The organism is Halomonas sp. ISL-56, from assembly GCF_018612805.1.
Taxonomy (GTDB): Bacteria; Pseudomonadota; Gammaproteobacteria; order Pseudomonadales; family Halomonadaceae; genus Vreelandella.
This window is the reverse complement of record NZ_JAGGRO010000015.1, coordinates 158088-179121: the sequence shown is the minus strand read 5'-3', so window position 1 is coordinate 179121 and position 21034 is coordinate 158088. Positions and strand designations below refer to the sequence as shown.

Here is a 21034-nt window from a genome sequence, read left to right as displayed (position 1 = left end):
ATTCCTTTCTACGTAAAACGTCAGGGGAGAGCAGTTATTCTTCAGTATCATCTTCGTCAACTGCTTCATCTTCAGCAGCTTGGTCGGCGGGCTCACCGCCAGGAAACTCAGGGCGGTCATGCAAATAAGTATCAGCCACGTCAATCACCGCAATATCCATCAAAAAACGCCGCCCAAGCAGCACGGGATAATCTAGATGAGAGCGATCATTGAGCGTGAATTCGACATTTTCACGAATTGGCCCTAAGGTCATTAATAGCGAAATGACCGGGCGCGAATCTTCCCCCGAAGCTTGAACAATACGCACTCGACGAACAATGGGTGCTTCAATCCACTCATCACGCTGTGACTCAACGGCCACGTCATCTTCGTTAAGTGCCAACTTGAAACGCACCCAGTTTTCACCATCACGTTCGAAACGAGTGATCTCTGCGGCAGACAGTGACGACGTGTTGGCACCAGAATCGACTCGTGCCTTGAGATAGGTACCCAGACTCGGTAGCCCAACCCATTCACTGCGGCCTAGCAGTGTTTTGGTGGTCAAGCTCTGATCAATTTCACACTCTTCACGAATGATGACAGGTTCTTCACCTCGGGCTTCCAACTGCTGCACATCTTGGCGAAGGTAGCGCAGCAAACTGCCCACTTCACGCATATCAGCAGTGAGTGCCTGCTGGTGATCAAGCTGGCGTTCCTGTAGTTCCGAATGGGTATCGCATTGCTGGGTTAGCTGGCTCTCTAATTCCAGGATACGAGAGTTGAATGAGGCTTCGCTTAGAGGGGGCGGTTGATTCGTTTCCGGCTGGGTTGCTGCACAGCCTGTGATCGAGAGCGACAAGCCAGCTATAAGCCACAAAACACCTGGGCGCATAACGAGAGATATCCTTGGACAATAGGTTGGGGAATGATAAGGAGATGGGGGGCGAGTGTCCAACGCCATCATGGCTTTTCGAACATCTAGTTTTCGGACACCTATTACAGACGACCAAAATACGCTATTTAACATAATATATATTAAGCGAACCCAAGAGGTGCCAGTAGTCACAGGCACTTAGGTGCTCTATGCTATAAAAATACTCTACCATAACTGTACCTAAATCCATTCAAATATAGGAAATGCACCTATGACCCGCTCCCTGCGCATTAGTTTTTTCACACTATTCTTCTTGCTGGCTGGTTGTGCTGGCGTTGATATTGAGGACTACGCCGATACTGAACCTCGTTTGGATATCGCAGAGTACTTTGCGGGCACCACCCGAGCCTGGGGCATGGTGCAGGATTACTCCGGCGAGGTACAGCGACGTTTTACCGTAGATATCCAAGGCACCTACGAAAATGGCAGCCTGACGCTGGATGAATCTTTCGTTTTTTCAGATGGTGAAACAGATCGCCGCGTTTGGACATTTGAGCGCATCGATGAACATCGCTGGATTGGCACCGCCGACGACGTGGAAGGTCAAGTTGAGGCACGCCAATATGGTCATGCCTTCCACATGCGCTATCCGCTAGAGATCGAAATTGATGGTCGGATGATCTCATTTACCATGGATGACTGGATGTACCTTCAGCCGGATGGCCGTTTGATCAATCGAACCGCCATGCGTAAATTTGGCTTTACGCTGGGTGAAATTACGCTCGTATTTGAAAAACCATAAGTGCTTGTTAAAAAAGTATTTAATCACAGAAATATAAACACTTAGCAAAAAAGCAGCCTACTGTCGCAGGCTGCTTTTTCTGTTGCTCGTCCACTCTTGAGACAGCAACACGTTGTTACTCACTGTCGCTATTCAGAAGGTGCGTAAGAGCCATCTTCTTGGTGAACTTCGTTGCCCGTGATCGGCGGTGTAAATACACATGCTAAGTGCATGGTTTTGTGGGCACGCAACAGATGTTCATCGTGCTGGTCAAGTATGTAAATATCACCCGGCTTGATAGGCCAAATCTTGCCATCCGCGAGTGTTTCCACCTCGCCTTCGCCTTCGATGCAGTACACAGACTCATAGTGATGTTTGTAATGAATATGTGTCTCAGTGCCTTCGAAAATTCGTGTGATATGAAAAGAAAAGTTCCCGCCGTCATTGGCCAACACAAGGCGCGTGCTGTCCCAGTTACCATTTTCAGCAGTCACTAGACGCTCTGTTTTACGCGCTTCTTCAATGTTACGAACGATCATAGGAGTACTCCGTTGCAAAGCGGCTGGCGACTACCAGCCGCTATATCCCTAACTAAAAAAACCTGTGAGCTTACTGTTTCAGCGTAACACCTAATTCTAGTGGCAAGTTACTCGCTAGCAACAGCTTTGACACACATTTCGAGAATATCCAAGCCTTCCAGCAAGTCTTCATCGCTAATGGTTAGCGGGCACAGGCACTTAACCACTTCACCGTCCTGGCCACTGGTTTCAATCACCAGACCGTGCTCAAACGCTTTGCTGGTAATTTTATCGGCAATGTCACCTGACTCGACATCGATACCACGCATCAAGCCACGGCCACGCTCAGTAGCTGGCATGCCGTGCTCAGTCAATAGCGCCGCTAACTTCTGGAAACGCTCCTCTACAATACGCCCTTTACGCTGAACATCGCGTTCAAAGGTGTCATTAGACCAGTATTTTTTCAACGCTGCGGTGGCGGTCACCATTGCCAAGCTGAAACCACGAAAAGTGCCGTTATATTGGCCTGGCTTCCATTTATCCAGCTCTGGGCGCATCAACACATGCGCAAATGGCAGGCCGAACCCGGAGAGCGATTTCGAATTGGTAATAATGTCGGGCGTAATACCCGCATGCTCAAAGCTAAAGAATTTACCTGTGCGACCACAACCTGCCTGGATATCGTCAATAATCAGCAGAATATCGTGGGCGTAACAGATACCTTCAAGGCGCTTCAGCCACTCCAGGCCAGCTACGTTAATACCGCCCTCGCCTTGCACGGTTTCAATGATGACACCAGCTGGGATATCCAGACCACCAGATTTATCGCCAAGCAGCTTTTCAAAATAATCCAGGGTATCGGTGTGCTCACCCATGTAGCCATCGTAAGGTAGAAAGCTTGCGCCTTGGGTGGGTATACCGCCAGTGGCTTCACGGAATTTACGATTACCCGTGGTCGCCAAAGCCCCCATGGTGACACCGTGAAAACCATTGGTGAAGGTGACGATATTATGCCGACCTTTAGCCACTCGAGCTAAGCGAATAGCCGCTTCTACCGCATTGGTACCGGTTGGCCCAGGTAGGTGTACTTTGTAGTCGAGCCCACGTGGCTTGAAGATAATTTTTTCAAGCGTTTCTAAATAATCACGTTTGGCATTAGTCCACATGTCCAAACCGTGAACGACACCATCAGTTGACAGGTAGTCGATCATCGCTTGTTTCATATGCGGGTTATTATGGCCGTAGTTAAGCGTGCCCGCGCCGGCAAGGAAGTCAATGTACTCACGGCCATTCTCATCGGTTAGGCGCGCATTTTGCGCTTTGGTAAACACCACCGGAAATGAACGAGAATAAGTACGTACATTGGATTCCATGCGTTCAAGCGTCTGGGTCTGCATTGCGACCTCCTTGGTTAATCATTTTGCCTTTAGGCGTTAAACGTTACTTGCCCGGAGCAACATAAGCGGGAAAACAGTCAATCCAACACATGTGCCTAGCAAAAACACATATTAGATGCGATCGGTTTGAAACGGGCCAATGCGCACGAGGTTTTCCGGATCATGCTCTCCTCCGAGCTGTTCGGTAGAGAAGTATTCGCGACTATTGAGCGGCGCATGCCAGCGCGCCGCCAAACGGCGAAACAAGCCCCAAGAGGCTAGATTGTCAGGCGTGATGGTGGTTTCAAGGTGATGCACATCGTCAAGCTCGGGGCGCGACATAATGGCCTCGACTAAGCGGCGTGCTAATCCAGTGCCACGGGCTTTTTCACCAACAGCCACTTGCCATAAAAAGTAGGTGTCGGGGGCATTGTCCTTGACATAACCAGACACAAAACCCACGACTTCACCTTCTTCATTGGTTGCAACTGCACAGGTATCACGAAACTGGGTGGCGAGTAACAGGTAGGCATAGGCTGAATTCACATCCAGCGGGGGGCAAGCTTTAATAAGCTCGTAAACCCCCCAGCCGTCATCCGCATTGGGTTTGCGAATAAAGAGTGGCGTCTCTGCATGACCGACAACGGCATCAGCGACTGTCGGCCGTGCAAGGTCGGCAGAGGGGGTAAATGGTGGTGTCGGCGTACTCATAGTTATGCTTCGCTGTAGCGAATTTGAAGTTCATTATAACAGTTGCTTATGAGCAATTCAAAAATCATATTATTCTCTGCCTCACTTTCCATAAAATTTTGTTATGAACGAACAGGGCGAATTCGCCGCTCATGGCAACCTTTTCGCCACTGTCGCTTATAGAATATAACAGACCAACCTCACGCTTTTTATGCACTTACCGGCGAGTGAGCGTACGCAGCGTGACAAACTCCTCAGCACCGGTAGGGTGAATGCCCACGGTGCGGTCAAAGTCCTGCTTGGTAAGGCCTGCTCTTACCGCAATGGCAACGCCCTGAATGATTTCCCCAGCATCGTCACCAACCATATGGGCTCCCACCACCACGTCAGTTTCATCATCCACAATCAGTTTCATCAGCGTACGCTCTTGGCTACCCGACAGCGTGTGTTTCATGGCACGAAAATCGGTGCTGTACACACGTATGTGGGTAAATTTATCCCGCGCAGCCTGTTCAGAGAGCCCTACGGTTCCAATATTGGGATGGCAAAAAACGGCGGTTGGTATCGTCGTGTAATCCAATGGCTTGGGAGGCGTATCGGCAAAATGGACATCAACAAGCTGCATGGCCTCTGCCAACGCCACTGGCGTGAGCTCAGGCCCAGCGATTAGATCGCCTAACGCGAGCACGGAAGGCAACACTGTTTCAAACCGCTCGTTAACAGGGATTTTGCCAGCCTCATCCAAGCTTAACCCCAATGCTTCAAGTCCTAAATCACCCACATTGGCTTTCCTCCCGGTGGCTGCGAGCACCACATCGACTTCAAGCACATCGCCACTGGTAAGGTGAACGTTGTAGGCATCTTGGCTGGGTTCAATACGCTCAATGTTGGTGTTGAAGTGAATATTGACGCCCTTTCTTTGCATTTCGGCGCAGGTGAACTCGCGAACCTGTTGATCAAAGCCTTTCAAAAACATGTCGCCGCGATAGATAAGATGCGTCTCACTGCCCAGCCCATTAAAGATGCTGGAAAATTCCACCGCAATATAGCCACCGCCCAAGACTAGAAAACGCTTGGGGAAGGTATCCAGATCAAATATCTGATTGGAATCCAAGGCGTGTTCATTGCCAGGAAAATCGGGGACCCAAGGCCATCCACCGGTAGCAAGGAGAATTTTCTGCGCCGTCACCGATGTATCGCCATGCCCGCCACTTAAGGTTACCGTATGAGCGTCAGCCAAGCGTGCGCGGGCGTTGAACAGCGTAACCCCAGCACCTTCCAGCATGCGCTGATAAATGCCATTAAGGCGTTTAATTTCGCTGATTTTATTATCCCGCAGCGTGGCCCAATCAAAGCTGGCGGGGCCTGGTAGCTGCCAACCAAAACCGGCAGCATCGTCAAAGCTGTCATGAAAATGAGCAGCGTAGGAGTAGAGCTTTTTGGGCACACAACCAACGTTGACGCAGGTTCCTCCCAAGTAGCGATCTTCGGCAATCGCCACCTTGGCGCCGGTGGCGGCAGCCATACGCGCCGCGCGAACACCCCCAGAGCCTGCGCCGATCACCAGAAGGTCATATTCGTATTCAGAAACGTCTGCCATGCTTTGCTCCTGGGGAGTTAAAATTTGTATAAATAGTTAAGATTTGTATAGATAGCTAGGATTTGTATCAATCATTTGTATCAATCAATAGTCGTAATGCCCATCACCTTAGTGCGGCAGTTGACCTGACCGCCTAGGGAGGTTAAAACCTTCCTCTGCTATTTTGTACTGGCGAATATTTGTACTAGCTCATAGCTTAGACAGTGACTAATTTTATACTGAGTAGGGTTTGATATTTCGTTTACCTACCAGCCATTTGCCCCCTCAACCTTACTGGAGACGCTATGTCTGACCCTATAGCCACACTACTCGATAATAATCGCGCCTGGGCTGAGCGCATGTGCGAAGAAGACCCCGACTACTTTAAACGCCTCTCGAACCAGCAAAATCCGGATTATTTATGGATTGGCTGCTCCGACAGCCGAGTGCCTGCGAACCAAATTATCGCTCTCCCGCCTGGAGAGGTTTTCGTCCATCGTAACGTCGCCAACCTGCTTCACCATACCGATATGAATGCCCTCTCGGTGGTTCAGTTTGCGGTGGATGTTCTTAAAGTCAGCCATATCATGGTTGTCGGTCACTATGGTTGTGGGGGCATTAAGGCCGCTATGATGGGCGGTGAATGCGGCGTGGTGGATTACTGGCTACATTCGGTGCGCGAACAGTATAACCACCACCGGAGCTCGCTGGATCATCTCCCGCTAGAGGATCAAATCGATCGTATGTGCGAGCTCAACGTTAAAGCCCAGGTGAATAGTTTATGTCGCACCAAGATTTTGCAGCGCGCCTGGCAGCGTGGTCAGCAGATCTCCGTGCATGGCTGGGTCTATGGATTAAGCGATGGTCGTGTTAAAGACCTGAACTGCACCGTCAGTGGCCTAGAACAAGTGGAAACACTTTACCGCATTGACCGCATCCAGCAAGGCGACTAGGCGCCCTTCCCTGCGTCTACTTTTCAAGTAGCTATTCTCCAAGAGCTATCTCAAGAGCTATCTCCAAAACCTATCTCCAAAACTTATCTAAGACCTACCGCTACGCTAGTCGTAGCGGTAGGCACGATGACAGCTCTTGCAGCTCGCGCCTACCTCTGAAAGCGCGCGTGCAGTGTCACGGGGATTCTGTTGTTCGGCCACGTCAATCAAGTGGGCTATTTTATCCTCAAGGTCGGTAAAACCGGCGGCGAAATCGTCCCACTCTTCCCAAATAGAGGCCTTCGCTTCGGATCCACTGCCGTGGGTGCTTTCAATAAACGCAGGCAGTAAACGTTGGGCACTGGCGCGCTCCTGCAGCTCAAGTAAGCGCGGCGAGGCGGCTTCAAAATCCTGGTTGTTAACCAGGTCAAAGCGCAGCTGACGCACCAGGCTTTCAATATCTTTGAGCTCCTCGCGACGCCAAATCACGGCTTCGCGTTCGCTTGCAAAGGGCGTGTCGCTAAGAGCCTGCGGCATAGTTAACACACTTAACTCCTCTCCAGACCAAGCCTGTGGCGTGCACAGCAGTAACGCTAAGGCGCTGACCACCGCGGCGTGTGGGGAAGCCCTCTTCAAACGATGTCGTTGCGGCATAGTGGCTTCCTATGATGGTTCGGTAATTGAGAATAAAAAAAACGCTGTCAACCGATGGGGCAAGTGACGCCAGTGCCTTTCAAGCCGCAGTAGCCATTGGGATTTTTATCAAGGTACTGCTGATGATAAGCCTCTGCGTAATAAAACGTTTCCAGCGGTTTAATCTCAGTGGTGATCGCCCCCTTACCCGCTTTGTCGAGCGCCTGCTGATAGGTAGCCGCGCTCTGCTCGGCTGCCGCTTGCTGCGCTTGGTGGGTGGTAAAAATGGCAGAACGGTACTGAGAGCCAATATCGTTACCCTGGCGATTTCCCTGGGTTGGATCGTGCTGTTCCCAAAAGACCTGCAACAGCGTTTCAAGATCGACTTGCTTAGGGTCATAAATTACCCGCACCACTTCGGTGTGGCCAGTACGCCCCGTGCATGTCTCACCGTAGGTGGGGTTAGGCGTCTCGCCACCGGCATAACCTGCCGCAGTGACGAAGACTCCGGGCAACTGCCAAAACAGACGCTCAACGCCCCAGAAGCAGCCCATACCCAGCACGATCTCCTCATGTCCTTCTGGGAATGGTGGGTGTAGCGAATGGCCGTTAATGGTGTGGACATCGCTTGTCTGTATCGGGGCATCGCGCCCCGGCAACATACGGCTAGCACTTGAATTCGTATTTGAAAACGTATTTGAAAACAATGACATTTCGCCCTCACTTATTGCTGCTGAATGATTTCAGGATTACCGGAACGGGTAAAGGTGTAGATCAAATCCACCGCTTGGCTGGTACCCGATACGGCCTGTACGTAAAGGTTACGCCATAGGGTGTAACGTAGTGTTAGTTCGGCAATAGGCGAGAAAATTCCCACGCCGTAACTGATCCTGAGATCGTCGGTAAGTTGGCCGCTGACAGCGACTTGGCTGTCGTCACCGGCTCCGGCGGTATCCAGGGTTAAATCGTCAATGCCGAAGGCCTCACCAATGGAGCCCACCGCGCCACCGGTTCGCCCTAATGACATGCCTATCAGCGCGGTTGTCAGTGCACTATCCATACCGCCACCTGAGGCATCCGGTGCGCGCCCCCGTAACAGGTAAGAGAGCGCACGGGATTCATCCATTGCCGGTTCAGAAAAGATCAGTACATTCGGTGCTTCGGCGCTGCCTGTTACCCGTAAGCCCGCGATGACATCATCTTCGGTCACGTCAGGATTGCGAATGGCCTCGAAATCGAGCGTAGGTAGCCCCGGAGGCCCGCTAAACAGCAGTTCGCCGCGGCGAATAACCAAGTCTTGACCGAATGCTTGGAAACGACCATCGACTAAATTAACATCGCCGAACAGCTGCAACGCCCCACTGCTTTGGCGAATTTCCAGCGCACCGCCTAATCCGGACTCAAGACCGTAGGCTGAAATTTGCATATCTCGTCCCAACGTTAAAGTCACCAGCACATCAATAGCCATGCCAGTAGCGGCAAGTTCATCTGCAGCGCTGGGGCCATCCCCATTGGCTGCCGCACGTTGGGCCTCTATTTCCGCTTGGCGATCGTCACGCTCGGTAATAATTATCTCGTCGCCACTCGGGGTGACGGCCGACGAAGGCATATCGCCAATTTCAAGACGTGCCCAGGGTAAATTGACATCCCCCCTCACTTGCAGCCTTTCCGGCGTAACTCGGATACGGATATTAGGAGCTACCTCAAGCCGACCGAACTGGGGCAGCACGACCAGGATAGGCGCTTGTACTGCATTCAGGTCAACACCAACACGCCAATCATCGCCGCTTGGCCAATAGGCATCACCGGTAATATCTAAACGCCCGCGCTCAGCGGCAAGATAGCCATCAATATCCCCCTGCTCGCCGTCGAAAGAGACCACCAGTTCACCATCTTGAATATCGACTGGAATATCCGGGCCACTTACGCCAATACCCCGTAGCCCAAGCTGGCCCAGTAAATCAGGCTGAGCAGTCGATCCGGAAATTTGCACGCTGCCGCTAAGATCGCCTTCCAATCGATCCATTCCCACCAACATGGGCCGATAGGGTTGCAGCGACACATTGGTTGCGCGCAGCTCTCCTGATAATGCGCCTGCCCCTAATGGGTCGTTAACCGACAGATCTAAGTTGAGGTCTCCCGCCTCGGCAAGCGAGAGCGATACATTGGCATTTGCCTGGGCTTGGGTGGCTTCAATCTGAGCATCTAAATTAATCTCAGGCAGTGAGACAGGTTGGCCATAATCATTAACGGCGGTAATCGCCAATTCACTGAGAATTCGTAGATCTGCCTGCCACTGGGCACCGCCCTGACGCCAGTTGACGACAAGATCCGCCGTTGTATCACCCTCTAACTGCCACTCTTCTGGCAAAAAAGGGTCCAGCATTTCCATTGGCACTTCACGCACCGAAAGCACAGCATTGCCTTGCTGCGCAGAGGCAATGATTTCCTCTTCTGAGCAGACCAGCCCGCCCTGCTCACGGCGCAGGCAGAACGGCGACAAACGCGCCGCGCCATTAGTCAGGTTGTAGCGCAGGTCGAGAGGCGCTTCAAGGCGAATATCCCCCGCCTCAGAGTCAACCTCCAACGGTGTTACACGTGCTTGATACAGCTGGCTTTGCTGGTCAAAACGGCCATTCAAGGCTAGCTGCGCACGGCTGAGAGAACTGTTATTGGCGCCTTGGGCGCTCAACTCAAGCTGATGCTCAGAGAGACGTCCTGCAAGGTTGGCCTCAATGTTTGCCAGCGACTGCCCACCAGCATTGACGTTTTGTAACACCAGTTGGACGTCGAGGGTAGGGTCATCGATGCCCTGTACATTGGCATCCAGCGTTAACCGCTCAACGCGGTTATCGCCAAAACGTACGCCATCGCCCTGTAAATTGGCGAGTACTTGGGGCTGGTTAAAACTGCCGCTCGCCTCTAGCGTACCCACGATAGTGCCCGCCAAGTCTGGCGAGAGGGTTTGCAGCTGACGCAGTGCAATATCAGCATTTAACGACATAGCCTGTTCACTGATTTGCCCCGCTGCTTGTAAGCGATTATCACCTTGGGTGAACAGCAGTTCGTCAATATCCAGTTCCAGGTTGCTGTTAGCGTCAAAGGCCGCTTGCAGGGTTAACGGGTAGTCGCGCAGTTCACCGTCGATCGCTAAGTTGGGCACGCTAATGGCCCACAGATCCCCTTGCTGGCGGAGCCTAAGCTCAATGTCGCCGTTTAAATCGCCCTCTAGCTGATCGACGAATTGGGCCGGATTAAACTGATCTAAACGAATGGTCGTGTTGACTTGTAGCGGTGCTACCCAGCTGATATTGCCTTCGCTGCGCAGGGAGCTTTCGTCGACCACGAGGGTGAGAGGTTGCCAGCTAAACTGCTCAAGATCACCCTCTCCGTCGACGTTAATTTGCGTACGCGGCAGGCTGGGGCCCTCAACCGCCATAGCAAGTTGCGCGCTATAATCGCTAAGGTTTCCGGTTATTTGTAGATTCAGGTCATCAACTATATAGGGGGCAGGGGCAACATCGCCATCGCCTTGGGTAGTCTCTTCTTCGCTGCTGTCATCTATACGCTCAACGCTGCTGTCAGTTTCGCTTGCAGGCAGCGGCCACTGGACTTGATTGCTTTGCAACTGTAGTTGAAACGGTAGCGTTGGTGCTAGCGCGTCGACTTGACCGCTTAGTGACGCATTGACTGCACCAGATGCCTCCAACTGCGCTTCAAGTGCATCCAGTGTGCCAGACAGCGTTAACGTTAACGTCTCGCCACTAAGTTGAGGATAAATCTCAGGCAAAAACAACGTTACGTCTAAGCGGGCATCGAGTGGATAGTTACCACTTAAGGTTGCGTTAGCCGTTAACTCAGCCTCAGCATCCGGGGTAACCACGGAAAGCTCGCTTAACTCAACGTTATTTCCCTCGGTTAGCAACCCTAACCGCAGCCGCTCCACGCGATACTCGGCAGCCCCTTCCAGCCGAAAATCGTTGAGGGTAAATTCAGGTAGCTGAATATCGACCGGGAGCGTAATTTCGGGTAATTCCAGGCGCTCGCGTGTTTCGAACTGCTCTTCAAGCGGCTCAACTGCCGCTACTGCCTCTTGTTGCGGCTGGTTGAGCAATATAGCGGCATCAATGGAGGCGGCATCAAGCGGCGTTTGTATACCCTGCGTTAGCCGGATCCCCGGCGATGGGGGTAAATAGACGCGGGGCTGCTCCAGGTGCGTTGGCGAAAAGCGCACTTGATTGCCTTCAGCAATGGCCGCCGAGCTTAAAGATTGCCACGCTACCTCGGTACCATCGGCTAACCGCAGGCTGACATCGTCCAGTAGTAGCGAACGCAGTTCGATGGGAAAAAGAAAGCGAATAGCCAGCGGCGCCCCCTCCTCGGGAGGTGGCGCCTGCTCGCTGGGTGAACCTAATCGAACATCGGCGCCCACCACACGCAGTGTGTCGATACATAAGCGCCCAGAAAGCACACAGTCATCCGCCCACTGGAGTTCAAACTCATCCACGCTTATGCGGGTTTCTCCCAGCTGCAGTTGAAAACCCTCGAGCTGAAAATGGTCTAGTAAACCGCCTTCATGATGGGCGTAGGAGAATACATCACGCTGCTCACCCTGCGAGAGCAGTATCCCAGTGCCCCAAGGAGATAACGCTATCCCAACCACTAACGCCGCAATGCCGAATAGCCAAATGGGCAGCACAATAATAAGACGTATAAGGCTCCAGAGTAGAAGCCAAGCGCGATATTTGGGAGACAACATACGGCGTTTATCAGATATAGCTGGTTCAACCTGCGACAAGTCTCTCTCCTAGAATTCCGGGCCGATGGAAAAGTGCAAACGCCAATCGTCTTCGTGGTCTAAGGGATGGGCAATGTCAAAACGAATCGGCCCCACCGGCGAGACCCAGCGAACCCCGACCCCGGCACCGGTTTTCAAATCATTGGGGCCCCAGTTATCAAAGGCGTCGCCGTTATCCACGAAAGTGGCCCCCCACCAACTCCCCGTCACGCGGCGCTGATACTCAAGGGTTGAGGTGAGCATTTGTTGACCGCCGCGCAGTCTGCCCTCGTCGTTGCGGGGGGATAAGCTCTCATAGGAGTAGCCGCGTACACTGCGGTCACCGCCCGCAAAAAAGCGCAGCGATGGCGGTATTTTGGCAAAGTCATCGGTTTCAATGGCCCCTAAACTGATGCGTGCCAAGAAGCGGTTATCATTACCAATCATACGGATCCACTCCGTATCGCCGGTAATGCGAGCAAATTTCGCATCTGATCCCCAGACGGTATCCGAGTACTCTAAAGAGAGCTGCTGGCGATCACCCCATAAAGGGAAGCGTTGAGGGCGTGTTCGCGTGCGTGACCACTGAATGCCTGGGTAGAATAGCCACACCTGATCTGCTTCACCACCCTGTTCGAAATCCTCATAGGTTGTGCGGAAATAGAGCGTTTGAACCCAGTCGTTATCGAACTGCCATCGCCGAGCCAGCTCGACGGTGCCTTCTAGTGACTGAGTATCGCTATCGTCGACATTCCGGATTCCATATTGAAGTCGGTAGCTATCGCGAAGGGGGTTCTCGAGGGGCACGTTATACATCCCAGTAAAACGCTGCTCCGGGGCAGATAAATAGAGATCATGATCAAGGCTATGGCCATAGCGGTTTATCCACGGCTGCTCCCAACCAAAGCGCAGTCGCGGCCCCACATCGGTGGCATAGCCAAGACCTACTTCGAACTGATGACGGTCAGCAGGTTCAACACTAATGTCGATAGGTAGCTGGGTATCATCGCGCTTATTAACACGCAGCGCGCTGGCAAGTGCTGCGCTGCTCAAACGTGGGCGTTCGGGTTGCGATGCAGTAGCTTCACTCCACCAGGGGTCACCTCCACCAGAAGGAGCGATGGTTAATTCTTGAGCTGTTTCAAGACGCGGACGCACAGATACGGAACTAAACCAGCCGGTTTCCGCAAGCGATTGGTTATATTCTGCTAAGGTTTGCGCCAAATAAGGGTCGCCCTGCTCAAAAGGCTGCATGCGACGCAACCGGTCTAGCTCAATATGGCTACCGGTTATTGATGTTTCGCCAAATTGGTAGCGAGGCCCACTGTCAAAATCCATATACAGGCGCGCGCTCTGAAGATATGGGCGTACTTCCATGCGCCTATCGGTAAACCCCCAGTCAAAGTAACCACGTTCGATGGCCAGTCCAGAAAATTGACTACTCAGCCTATCCCAAGGGGCGTGCCGCAAGACATCTCCCTCTTTCAAGGGAAAGCCTTCTACGGCCTGTTGAAAAGGAGGATCCTCGCTCGCATCGCCTTCCACATTGATTGACAGAATTTCAACTTTAATCTGGGGGCCAGGTGCGATCTCAAGCCATACGCGCTTATCAGTGGCGCGTTCAAGGGTTATTTCAGGCTCGTAATAGCCATAGACACGCATGGCTTCCTGGGTGCGTCGGCGAATTTCACCTTCTAAACGCACTTCAGTATATTGCGCTGCATCGATATTCTGTAAATAGGCTTGGATATTGCCTTCAACCTCATCGGAAACGCCCTTGATAGTCGCCTCTAACGCCCATGCGCCATGTGATATGCATAACAGAGGTAGCACGGCAAAAAACGTGCGTCCTGTGGCTGATGTCCATCGCCGTTGTCTTCCCATACATTTTTATCCCAACCTAAATCAGCGGCTTCATCACCTAAGCATTTCAAAGCATTAGCATTTCAACGCATTAGCATGTCAAAGATTAAGCAGTCGCATACATACACTCGACACAATTCGTTAGCGCAACATCTCTAGCTGGGCACTGAAGGCAAGCTGTGCCTGACGCACTTGGCGCACATCGCTTTCCAGCGAATTCAGGCGTTGAGACCACTCTTGTTCCAATGTTTCTAGGGCTTCCTGCCCCGCTGGCGCTTCTCTATCTGCGACAGACTCTGCAAAGGATGTTTCCAGCTCATCAAAGCGGGCCTCAATCGCGGCTCTTTGCGCTGCCAACTGCTCCTCCCATGCACTGCTGACTCTATTTATCTGGCTATCCAGCGCTGAAAGGCGCTGTTCGCTCAATTGCTCTAAGTGAGCAACTTCTTCAACCAGATTTTGACGACCTGACGTTCCCGTTTGTTCCAGCGCATCAAGCGATTCCCTTACCGCCATCAGCTGTTGGTCACGTAACTCAGCCTGTTCCCTAAGCTGGGCCAGCTGCTGCAACAGCGAGTTGACCGAATCAGTGGAGACCATGTCCTCATTCATGGTGAGCAAACCGTACAACTCTTCACGGGTATCGGCCAACGACATAGAGAGCTGCTCTTGCTCTTGGAAAAGAGTCGACATCCGAGCTTGTACAAAGGTTATCGCATCTTGTACATCCGTGTCATCCGTATCCAAGCGGGCATGCACATTGGAAACTTCACCACTCACCCGGTGAAGCTCATCTAAAAGTCGTTCACGTTCGTACCAAAGTCCAACTGCCGCCGTGCCCAATAGCGCGATGATCAGTAGCAAACATAGCCATAACGGCCATAGCGTCGGCCCCTTTCGGTGGCGTAGATGTTGCGCTGTCAAGCTTTGATCCACATCGGGCACAATACGAGAGGATCCGGTGGCGTCTGGCATGACAATTCCTCAAAGAGTCTTCGGGTCGGCACGACGGCCAATACCTCGGTACATTAATCCACAGCTGGCAACAAACTCAGGGTCGTAAATATTGCGCCCATCTAATACGAGTTTAGCGTTTAATAGCGAGCCGAGTCGGTGCCAGTCAGGGTTCCAATACGTTTTCCATTCGGTAACCAGCATTAGTACATCGGCGCCCTCACAAGCTTGGTAGGGGTCATGAGTATAGGTACGCAGGTCATCACGCTCGCCAACCAAGGCGTGGAGAGCGGGCACCGCCGCTGGGTCGTGGAGCTGAACCTTAACCCCTTGCGCCCAAAGTGCCTCCAGCAATGTTAATACCGGGGCATGATCAATACGCGCAGTACCAGGTTTAAACGCAGCGCCCCAAATTGCTACGGTTTTACCTGCTATCTCACCAGCAAAGTGAGCCCACAGCTTGCGGAACAGGGTCTCTTTCTTCTGCTCGTTAATATCCATCACCTGTTCAAGCAACGCTGAATAACGGCCACTTTGTAGTTGGACATCGGCCAAGCGCATCAAGTCACGCGAGAAGTTAGGCCCGCCAAATCCACACCCGGGGTACAGGTATTCAAAACCAATGCGCGAGTCAGCACCCATGCCCTGTCTAACATGTTCGACATCCACACCCAGGGTATCAGCCAAGCCCGCAATTTCATTCATATAACTGATGCGCGTAGCAAGCATGCCGTTAATCGCCAGCTTGGTGAGCTCTGCGGCGCGGCGCGGCATACACTGAAATACCTCGCTACGCCGATTAAAGGCGCGTAGCAGCTCTCTGGTCACCTGCTCACCTGTCGTATTATCACAACCTAGCAGCCGCCTAGTTGGACGAGTAAACGAGTCCCACGCACGGCCCTCTTCCAACGTATCAGGAAGTGCCACGCTGGTGTGCTGCGGCCCCATCAACGCATGTAGCCGCTCAGTCTCGCCGACCGGAAAAGTTGAGTTATTGATAAGTACGATGCCCTGCTGATCAGCTAATAGCGGATTTTCAACCAGAGCGCTGGCCGAACTGCGCTGTGCGGGCGATAACGCCAGCCAGATCACTTCAGGTATGGCTGCATCTTTAAGCTGTTCAATGACCTGGAGAGTTCCCTCCGCCAAGCCCTGCTCCAAATGGGCCATCAGTTGAGGTTCGCTACGTAGCCAATCTACCTGAGAAAGAGCTGACCAGGGAGCATCGGAATGAGGCAACCACTGCACCTGATGGCCCACCCAGGCTAGCGCAGCCGCTGCCGTCGCTGCGCTTAATTCGCTACCGTAAAGTAACACCCGCATGGGTTACTCTCCTTGGTGGTAACGTGATAGCAAGGCTTTGAAACCCTCGCCGAACTCAGGATGGCGACGCGCGTAGGCGAGCGTGGCTTCTAGGTAGCCCAGCGGCTGACCGCAATCGTAGGTAGAGCCCTGCATACGATATGCCTGGACACCCGATTGCTCGCGCAGCGTTTCTAGCGCGTCAGTAAGCTGAATTTCACCACCAGCACCGGGCTGTGTAGCGGCTAAAATAGGAAAAATATGCCCTGGCAGCGCATAACGACCTATTACCGCTAGATTTGAGGGCGCCGCATCTCGCTTAGGTTTTTCCACCATACCCGCTAAATCTACCGATTGATTAGGTGCGGGCACATCACCGGCTGGCGCTACGATGCCATATTTTTCAACTTGCTCCCAAGCAACTTCTTCCACCATCAGCTGCGCCGTTTGCTGTTGTTCATAGGCCGCTAACATGCCAGCTAAATCTGTTGCAGAATTGGTACTGTTATCGACCAATACATCCGGAAGCAGCACTGCAAAAGGCTCATCGTCGCCAATGATCGGTCGGGCGCATAGCACCGCATGGCCCAACCCCAGCGGTACCCCCTGACGTATGCTGATAATACTGACGTCGTCAGGCACTAAGTTGCGCAACATCTGCAAAAGTTCGTGTTTACCTTTCGCTTCCAGGCTGGCTTCCAATTCTGCGTGGGTATCGAAGTGGTTTTCTATAGCACTTTTATTGCTACTAGTGACCAGCACAATCTCGCGAATACCCGCGGCAATGGCTTCTTCAACGACATATTGAATGACTGGCCTATCGACAATCGTAATCATCTCCTTGGGAATAGCCTTCGAAGCCGGCAAGCAGCGGGTGCCAAACCCAGCAACAGGAAGTACGGCCTTGCGAATCATATAGAGGTCCTTTTCATGCGTTTCGACACAGGAGTGGTTAGAATGTCCATAATACTGAAGGCGTGGATGGATGCCACCTCGCCAATGGACGATAACGAGCACAAATGGATAATAACCAGTGATTAAGCGTCAATTTTTCGCTTAATGCTCAATGACAATGGGAGTCACAACATGCAAGCGACACCACAGGATAGCACTGCTGGCCACTATCAAGGCAATGTCGATGCAGCCGAAGTCGCTAAATTTGAAGCGCTCGCTAGCCGCTGGTGGGATCCGCAGGGAGAATTTAAACCGCTCCATGAAATTAACCCTTTGCGCCTCGATTTTATTGATGCGCGCGCGGGCCTGGCGGGGAAAAAAGTGTTGGATGTGGGCTGTGGTGGCGGCATTTTGAGCGAATCAATGGCCAACCGCGGGGCTAAAGTCACCGGCATTGACCTTGGTGAAGCGCCGTTAGCGGTAGCCAGGCTCCACGCGGAAGAGCGCGGCATTGAGGTTGATTATCAGCACATCAGTGTAGAAGCCATGGCAGCTCAAAAGCCCGGCTTTTACGATGCGGTGACCTGTATGGAAATGCTTGAGCATGTACCTGACCCGGCATCCGTCATTCGTGCCTGCAGTGCCTTGGTTCGCCCAGGTGGGTATGTGTTTTTCTCAACACTAAATCGCACCGCCAAGTCCTACGCTTTTGCCATCTTAGGCGCCGAGTATGTGCTGAGACTGCTCCCTCGGGGTACTCATAACTACGCTAAATTTATTCGCCCTTCAGAAATGGCCGCCTGGGCCCGTAACAGTGGCTTAGAAGTACGTGAGCAAACAGGTCTAACCTACAACCCGGTAACCCGCCACTACCGCTTGGTTAGCCATGACGTTTCGGTTAACTACATGATGTACTGCCGCAAGGTGAGCGATTAAATGCCTATGCAAGCGCCTCAAGCGATCCTCTTCGATCTAGATGGCACCCTGATCGATACTGCTCCAGATTTAGCCCAGGCAACCAATGCGCTGCGTGTTCATCATGGCTTAGACCCGCTCCCCTTTTCAGTGATTAGGCGTCAGGTCTCTAATGGCGGTAGTGCGCTGGTTACACTAGCACTAGGGTTAGAAGCCACAGCAGAGGGACATACCCAAGCGCGTCAGTTTTTACTCGATGCCTATGAGCAGGCGGTCGCTGTACACAGCCGGGTTTTCTCACCTCTTGATGTTTGGCTTAAAGAGTGGCATGGCGACCAACGGCCCTGGGGTATTGTGACCAATAAACCACGCCGCTATACCTTACCGCTATTGGATGCACTGGCCCTTCAGCCCGGCGCCCTGCTGTGTGCGGATGATTTGAGCGTTAAAAAACCGGCGCCAGAGCCGCTTTGGGAAGCGGCTCGTCGGCTAGGTGTTGAACCTGAAAAGTGCTGGTATATCGGCGACCATGCGCGTGATATCGAGGCCGCCGTAGCCGCAGGCATGACTGCTGTAGCAGTGGGCTATGGTTATATTAGCGAAGAAGATGACTACCAGCGGTGGCCTGCTGATTTATGGTTTGGAGAGTGCGAAGCACTCGTCGGTGCCCTCGACGCGTTTAAACGTTAGCTACCGAGCACATCGACATCTCAGCGTTTATACCCGGGGCGGTTGGGCATCAAGCTTTTGACCGTTGGTGCCTGCACTGTCTGGCCCCATAAGCCATAAGTAGGTAGGCATAATGTCTTCCGGGGTGCGTAATGTGAAAGGGTCTTCACCGGGAAATGCGGTACGCCGCATTTGGGTACGTGTCGCCCCTGGATTAAGCGAGTTAACCCGGATATTGGACTGATTGTCCAACTCGTCGGCAAGCACCTCAACAAAGCCTTCGGTAGCAAACTTAGAGACTGAGTAAGCACCCCAATAGGCGCGACCTTTGCGACCAACGCTGGATGAGGTGAAAATAACCGACGCATCGTCAGACGCTTGCAGCAAAGGCAATAACGCCTGAGTCATCCAGATAGGCCCATTAATGTTGACCTGCATGACCTGCTGCCAAAGCTCGGGATTATACTGCTCAAAGGGAGTGATGCGGCCTAACAATCCCGCGTTATGCAGCAATCCATCCAAGCGACCAAACTCTTTATCCAACGTTTCCGCCATATCATGAAAATCTTTTAGCGTGGCGCCTTCAAAGTTGAGCGGAAAAATCGCTGGTTGGGGGCCCCCGGCCGCTTCGATTTCATCATAAACGCGCTCTAGCTTGGCAATGGTGCGCCCCAATAGGATCACCGTTGCTCCGTGCTGGGCGTAGCTCAGCGCTGCCGCACGGCCAATTCCATCCCCTGCGCCGGTTACCAACACGATGCGATTTTCCAATAGGTTGGGCGCTGGTTGATAGTCGATCTTGCAGCTCATGCTGATTCCCTGAAGCAAAATAGATCAAAAAATATTAACTTGCTGACTGACGTAAAAAGTCATTGGCAAGGCCTGCGGCACTGCTTTGCGGGTAGTCGTCACGCACTTGTTCAAGTAACTCTCGGCTACGCTCAGCTTCTCCTTTGCGCGCTTTTACTAAGCCTAACTTATAAATCGCATCCGGCACTTTGCTGCTGCCGCTATACTCCTCTATCACCCGGCTAAACGCCTGATCAGCGGGATCCAGTTCGCCTTCTGCAGCGTATAATTCACCCAGCCAGTAGTGACCATTAGCCGTTAGGCTAGTATCAGGGTGATCGGTAACAAAGGCTTCAAAGGCCGCAATGGCTTCGTCAAATCGGCGCGCCTGCACATGTGCGAAGGCCGCTTGGTAATCGGCTTGTGCGTCCTCGCTGACATTGCGGCTAGAGGGAGCATTGACAACTTCCTCGGCGGCTTCTGGCTCTACCGCGGGCGTTGACTGCTCAATCTGCGTTGGGCCGCTGCTCATCAGGCGATCTTCAATATCGAGGTACTGCTGCTGAGATTGGCGACGCAGCTGCTCCAGCTGGTGACGCAGCTCTTCTATCTGACCACGTAGTTGCTGGATTTCCTGCTGGTGCTCCTGTACCTGGTTAAACAGTACCAGGTTACCGCTGGACGCTTCCTGTCGCTGCGTCTGCTGATAGAAGCTGCTGTTGGAAGAGTTGGAAAGGTCTTGAACAAGTGGCTGTTGAGCGGTGGCCGTTAGCGACAATACGGATAGCGGGAGCGCTATGGCTCCCGCACCGCACAGCCTCTCAACGTAACGCTTGAGACTGTGATTCATGATGACTCCGGAGACGTAAACGGCGTGCGGTTAGCCGCACGCCGGATTCATCAGTGGTTAAACACTAAATAGTGAATGCTCAGTAGTTAAACACAACACGACGGTTCTGAGCGTAGGCGCTCTCGCCTTGACCATTAACGGCCGGACGCTCTTCGCCATAACTAACTACACTCATTTGTGAAGAAGAGACACCCTGAATATTCAGGAATCGCTCTACTGCACCGGCACGACGCTCACCTAGTGCCATGTTGTATTCACGAGTGCCACGCTCATCTGTATGCCCGTGAAGAACCACTTGGGCACTTGGATTGGCACGCAAGTAGCGCGCATGAGCCATTACAACGGATTCGTACTCGCTCTTAATCGTATCGCGATCGTAATCGAAATAGATTGTGCGCACTTCTGGAATGCGCGAATCAGCTTGCTGGCCCGCACCTGAACCTGAACCAGAAGTTGAACCATACTGACTACCCGTGCCTGTACCCGAGGTGCTGGAACCAGTAGTGCTGCCATCCTGGCTGCCGTACGAGTCACCGTCTTGGGTTCCGCCGGTGCTGGAACAGCCAGCGATTACTACGATAGATAGCGCTGCTGCTAATGAGCGAGCCAACGGTTTGAGTTGCATAATCAGACTCCTTGCCTGAAAACTAAAATTTCGA

19 protein-coding genes are annotated in these 21034 nt (G+C 52.6%); 4 read left to right on the top strand and 15 right to left on the bottom strand.

Going from position 1 to position 21034, the window contains the following annotated elements; translation table 11 throughout:
* Window positions 1-34 precede the first annotated feature (34 nt).
* Window positions 35-871: an ATP-dependent zinc protease family protein gene (locus J7J49_RS13235; RefSeq protein WP_064232802.1), complete on the bottom strand. Its 837-nt coding sequence runs from the start codon at window positions 869-871 to the stop codon at window positions 35-37.
* Window positions 872-1124: 253 nt separating this feature from the next.
* Here J7J49_RS13235 and J7J49_RS13230 point away from each other — a divergent pair, with 253 nt between their 5' ends.
* The gene (locus tag J7J49_RS13230) at window positions 1125-1655 is read left to right on the top strand and encodes a DUF3833 domain-containing protein (protein WP_215093180.1); all 531 of its coding nucleotides are present in this window, start codon (window positions 1125-1127) and stop codon (window positions 1653-1655) included.
* Between the two features lie 128 nt (window positions 1656-1783).
* On the opposite strand, the gene J7J49_RS13225 is transcribed toward J7J49_RS13230, so the two are convergent.
* The 4 genes from J7J49_RS13225 to gorA all read right to left on the bottom strand — a co-directional run bounded on the left by J7J49_RS13225 (window position 1784) and on the right by gorA (window position 5818).
* Entirely contained in the window at window positions 1784-2173 is a 390-nt protein-coding gene (locus J7J49_RS13225) for an ectoine synthase (RefSeq protein ID WP_007114243.1), read from the bottom strand.
* A 107-nt stretch (window positions 2174-2280) separates the two neighbouring features.
* The gene (gene ectB, locus J7J49_RS13220) at window positions 2281-3549 is read right to left on the bottom strand and encodes a diaminobutyrate--2-oxoglutarate transaminase (RefSeq protein ID WP_215093178.1); all 1269 of its coding nucleotides are present in this window, start codon (window positions 3547-3549) and stop codon (window positions 2281-2283) included.
* A 111-nt stretch (window positions 3550-3660) separates the two neighbouring features.
* Window positions 3661-4239, bottom strand: a complete 579-nt coding sequence (gene ectA, locus J7J49_RS13215; protein WP_064232805.1) for a diaminobutyrate acetyltransferase — start codon at window positions 4237-4239, stop codon at window positions 3661-3663.
* 196 nt (window positions 4240-4435) lie between these two features.
* Window positions 4436-5818, bottom strand: a complete 1383-nt coding sequence (gorA, locus tag J7J49_RS13210) for a glutathione-disulfide reductase (protein WP_215093176.1) — start codon at window positions 5816-5818, stop codon at window positions 4436-4438.
* Window positions 5819-6102: 284 nt separating this feature from the next.
* Here gorA and can point away from each other — a divergent pair, with 284 nt between their 5' ends.
* Window positions 6103-6750 (top strand): carbonate dehydratase, encoded by a 648-nt coding sequence (can, locus tag J7J49_RS13205; RefSeq protein ID WP_064232807.1) that lies wholly within the window; start codon window positions 6103-6105, stop codon window positions 6748-6750.
* A 105-nt stretch (window positions 6751-6855) separates the two neighbouring features.
* On the opposite strand, the gene J7J49_RS13200 is transcribed toward can, so the two are convergent.
* From J7J49_RS13200 to galU, 7 genes are all read right to left on the bottom strand, one after another.
* A complete protein-coding gene (locus tag J7J49_RS13200) occupies window positions 6856-7383 on the bottom strand; it encodes a c-type cytochrome (protein WP_215093174.1) in 528 nt (175 codons plus the stop codon).
* A gap of 47 nt (window positions 7384-7430) precedes the next feature.
* Complete coding sequence (msrA, locus tag J7J49_RS13195; protein ID WP_215093172.1) at window positions 7431-8075, bottom strand: peptide-methionine (S)-S-oxide reductase MsrA; 645 nt, start codon at window positions 8073-8075, stop codon at window positions 7431-7433.
* Window positions 8076-8086: 11 nt separating this feature from the next.
* Complete coding sequence (tamB, locus tag J7J49_RS13190; RefSeq protein WP_251048293.1) at window positions 8087-12160, bottom strand: autotransporter assembly complex protein TamB; 4074 nt, start codon at window positions 12158-12160, stop codon at window positions 8087-8089.
* A 9-nt stretch (window positions 12161-12169) separates the two neighbouring features.
* On the bottom strand, window positions 12170-14023 hold the full coding sequence (gene tamA, locus J7J49_RS13185; protein ID WP_064232810.1) for an autotransporter assembly complex protein TamA: 1854 nt from the start codon (window positions 14021-14023) through the stop codon (window positions 12170-12172).
* Window positions 14024-14143: 120 nt separating this feature from the next.
* A complete protein-coding gene (locus tag J7J49_RS13180; protein WP_215093170.1) occupies window positions 14144-14977 on the bottom strand; it encodes a coiled-coil domain-containing protein in 834 nt (277 codons plus the stop codon).
* A 9-nt stretch (window positions 14978-14986) separates the two neighbouring features.
* Window positions 14987-16279: a nucleotide sugar dehydrogenase gene (locus J7J49_RS13175; protein ID WP_064232812.1), complete on the bottom strand. Its 1293-nt coding sequence runs from the start codon at window positions 16277-16279 to the stop codon at window positions 14987-14989.
* 3 nt (window positions 16280-16282) lie between these two features.
* Entirely contained in the window at window positions 16283-17173 is an 891-nt protein-coding gene (gene galU, locus J7J49_RS13170; protein WP_064232813.1) for a UTP--glucose-1-phosphate uridylyltransferase GalU, read from the bottom strand.
* A 171-nt stretch (window positions 17174-17344) separates the two neighbouring features.
* Between galU and ubiG the strand changes: the two genes are divergently transcribed.
* Both ubiG and J7J49_RS13160 read left to right on the top strand, forming a co-directional pair.
* The gene (gene ubiG / locus J7J49_RS13165; RefSeq protein WP_064232814.1) at window positions 17345-18088 is read left to right on the top strand and encodes a bifunctional 2-polyprenyl-6-hydroxyphenol methylase/3-demethylubiquinol 3-O-methyltransferase UbiG; all 744 of its coding nucleotides are present in this window, start codon (window positions 17345-17347) and stop codon (window positions 18086-18088) included.
* Entirely contained in the window at window positions 18089-18757 is a 669-nt protein-coding gene (locus tag J7J49_RS13160; RefSeq protein ID WP_215093168.1) for an HAD-IA family hydrolase, read from the top strand.
* Between the two features lie 27 nt (window positions 18758-18784).
* Here J7J49_RS13160 and J7J49_RS13155 read toward each other — a convergent pair whose 3' ends face one another.
* From J7J49_RS13155 to pal, 3 genes are all read right to left on the bottom strand, one after another.
* Window positions 18785-19546, bottom strand: a complete 762-nt coding sequence (locus J7J49_RS13155; protein WP_215093166.1) for a YciK family oxidoreductase — start codon at window positions 19544-19546, stop codon at window positions 18785-18787.
* 34 nt (window positions 19547-19580) lie between these two features.
* The gene (ybgF, locus tag J7J49_RS13150) at window positions 19581-20375 is read right to left on the bottom strand and encodes a tol-pal system protein YbgF (protein WP_064232817.1); all 795 of its coding nucleotides are present in this window, start codon (window positions 20373-20375) and stop codon (window positions 19581-19583) included.
* 79 nt (window positions 20376-20454) lie between these two features.
* A complete protein-coding gene (gene pal / locus J7J49_RS13145) occupies window positions 20455-21000 on the bottom strand; it encodes a peptidoglycan-associated lipoprotein Pal (RefSeq protein WP_064232818.1) in 546 nt (181 codons plus the stop codon).
* Between the last annotated feature and the right edge of the window lie 34 nt (window positions 21001-21034).